This window comes from Microcoleus sp. B5-D4, from assembly GCF_036705145.1.
Lineage (GTDB): Bacteria > Cyanobacteriota > Cyanobacteriia > Cyanobacteriales > Microcoleaceae > Microcoleus.
Genome location: NZ_JAUBTV010000176.1, coordinates 1 through 2991 on the forward strand (window position 1 = coordinate 1; position 2991 = coordinate 2991).

Sequence of the window (2991 nt, forward strand, 5' to 3'; positions counted from 1 at the left end):
TCTCTTGTTTCATCTGTAGAAAAAATTCTTAAAGAATTTGGAGATAATTATGTAATTAATTTTGCTTAACTACTTACAAAAGTGCGGGAGCACGCTTTGCCTCTGCTACAATTGCTTAAAATAGGATTGTAGAGTTTGCTGTTAAATTGTTAAATTGATATTAAGTGTACCGGGACAGGAAAAAACCTCAAAATTAACTTTTTGAGACTGAGTTTCCATGATTTTTTTTGCATAAATTTGCATAAATTTGATTTTTTGTGAGTTTTTTTGAGTAAAAGTATGCAAACTCAGCTTGAACTATTAGCTGAAGTCGAAGCAGTATTTGCAGCAAAAAACTCACAAAAACTCACAAAAACTCAAATTTATGCAAGCTGGGAAACCAAGGAAAAAAGCAGAGATGAGCGATAGCAAGCAATGTTTTTGTGATCACAAATCGCACTTTTACGTGCAGAAATAGAAATAATGCACCCTCCTTTTACGGAAGCCTAACCGTAAGGTCGGGTTTAATACTTTTTTAAGCTTTAATGACAACTGTAACTACTTGTACTACAATTAAAGCTGAATATTATACAGCTATAAGAAATTAGAGGGAGAAAATGCTTCAAAAGCAATTCAACGAACTCATCACTTATTCAAGTGCGATCGCACCTCAACCCACTATTTTATACAAATAAAGGAAATTATAGTCAATCTCTACGTTAATAAACTGTCTAAACAGCCCTCTCCAATTGGGGGATATAAATTCACCTGAATAGCGCTTGTCGATTACAGTTATTAACTTGTATCTTGGCAATAGATTTTTACTGATTAAAAGCTATGAAAACTTTACTGAAAGTAAGACCCAGAGAACGGCTATCAAACCATATCCACATTCGCCTAACAGACTCGGATTATAGCCAAATTCAAACATTAGCGAACCAAGTGAATTTGAGTATGAGCGACTTCATCCGTCGTGCAGCTTTGAAAAGAGCCATGCCACGCCCTCTAACTGTATTTGACTTGAAAGCCTATCAAGTTTTGTGCCAAATTAATGCCCAACTTAGAGTTGCCGGAAACAACCTCAATCAGATTGCTAAAGCTTGCAATAGTGCTGTGGTATTGGGAGAACCCGTTATTGTCAATAGAGGACTCTTAGAAAGCGTACAGCACCTCATTCAACAAAACCAAACTGCTATTAAAGCAATAGTTACAAACCTCACCAATTCTACAGTTCGCTAATTCTTAACAAGCCTGAGCAATCGATGTAATAAACTTACTGCGAAACGGTTATGATTGGCAAACAAATCAAAGGTACAGGCTTTCGGGGCTGTCTGAACTACGTGCTGGGCAAAAAAGACGCCACTCTAATTGGCGGTACTATGTGCGGACAAACTCCTGAAGAACTCGCTGCTGAATTTGGCATCGCCCGACAACTAAGACCTAACCTGAAAGTAGCAGTTTTTCACGCCACTTTATCTGTCGATAGCACCGAAAAACTAGAAGATTCTGAAGAAAATGACCAACGCTGGCTGGCGATTGCAGCCAACTACATGAAAGCGATGGAATTTGACAACAACCAATACGCAGTTGTCAAGCACAGCGATACAGAACACGACCACATCCACATCGTCGCCAGTCGCATTCGCCTAGATGGAAGTGTTGTTGATGATAGCTGGGATTACTACAAAAGCCAAGAAGTAATTCGCCAGCTCGAACGGAACTACAACCTGGAAACTGTTACACCCAGTTGGGAAACAGACAAGCGAGCTCAGACTACAGGAGAACACAGGCAATTAAAAAGCAAGGGAAACAAGAGCGTCAGGGTGCAATTGCAAGACCTAATTGATGAAGTTACCCAAGACAACCCAAGTATGCCAGAATTCGTTGAGCGGTTGCAGCAACAAGCCGTAGAGGTGCAAGTCAGATTGACTCGAACTGACTTCAGTAAAGGCATTTCTTACAATTTAGATGGAGTCGCTTTAAGTGGCACTCAGTTGGGTAAAGCCTACACTTTTTCTGGATTGCAGAAGCATCGAGGCGTTAGCTATGACAAAGGGCGAGATAACGCCCTAATTGAGGCTTTAATGCAGCCACAACACTTAGCTATTGCCCCTGGCGAGGCAGAGGAAAATGAGTTAGAGTCGTCAGAAGCCGAGCTAGCAGCAACCCTATCTGCAACAGCAAATGAGTTAGAGTTGTCACAATCTGAGCTAGAAACAACCGCGCCTGCAACTCCTGCAACAGCAAATGAGTTAGAGTTACAACTGTCAATCCTGCCTGAAAGGAATGAAACTCAGTGGCAAAAAGCCCGATCGCATCTAGCAGTCGAGTACAGTTTACCTTTAGAGTTACTCGATTTATTGCACTCTCATTCTTGGCTGTATGCCAATCGCTCAGAAAAGGCTGTCTTTACGGCACGCACACTTGAGGGGGAAGCCAGGTTCGCTTTTGTTCTAGATGAAAGAGGCAACTTTACTACAACCCATCCCCTCTCATCTGAAGCTGCTTTCTGGGTAGCCACTACTGGAGAAATTGAGCGAGCTGTGATTGCTTGTAACCCAATCGAAGTTCTTTCAATTTTGCTTATTGAACAGGAAAACTCTGCAACAGCACCAGCGACACTTTACCTAGGAATTGAACGAGCTTCACAACTGCCTGCACAATTCTTACAAGAACTCGATAGCGTTATTATAGCTATCGCCGAAAATTCTCAGCTCGCTCGAAATGCGCTCGCGCTACTACCGGATGCAGAACTTGTCAATCCACCGTCAAGTTGGAATGATATCTGGATACAGTTAATTGAGCAAGAACAGCAAAATTTTCAACAAAATCACCAACAGTATAAACGGCGCACCCAAGATATCGAACTGGATTAACTTTTACAGCTTTAAAAATTGATACGACTTACGCAACTGAGGAATTTTTAGACTATCGGACACTCGGCAGACATAGCGAGCGCCGTCGATGTGCCTTGCCGAGCGGGCCAGCCACACAGGTGAATGAACTTATCAC

3 protein-coding genes are annotated in these 2991 nt (G+C 41.7%); all 3 read left to right on the forward strand.

Annotated elements, in window-relative coordinates; genetic code table 11:
* Positions 1-279 precede the first annotated feature (279 nt).
* The 3 genes from QUB10_RS33965 (at position 280) to QUB10_RS33975 (ending at position 2855) form a co-directional block, all read left to right on the forward strand.
* Entirely contained in the window at positions 280-408 is a 129-nt protein-coding gene (locus QUB10_RS33965; protein WP_333207514.1) for a hypothetical protein, read from the forward strand.
* 408 nt (positions 409-816) lie between these two features.
* A complete protein-coding gene (locus tag QUB10_RS33970) occupies positions 817-1218 on the forward strand; it encodes a plasmid mobilization protein (protein WP_333207515.1) in 402 nt (133 codons plus the stop codon).
* Between the two features lie 50 nt (positions 1219-1268).
* Positions 1269-2855: a relaxase/mobilization nuclease domain-containing protein gene (locus QUB10_RS33975; RefSeq protein WP_333207517.1), complete on the forward strand. Its 1587-nt coding sequence runs from the start codon at positions 1269-1271 to the stop codon at positions 2853-2855.
* Positions 2856-2991: the final 136 nt, after the last annotated feature.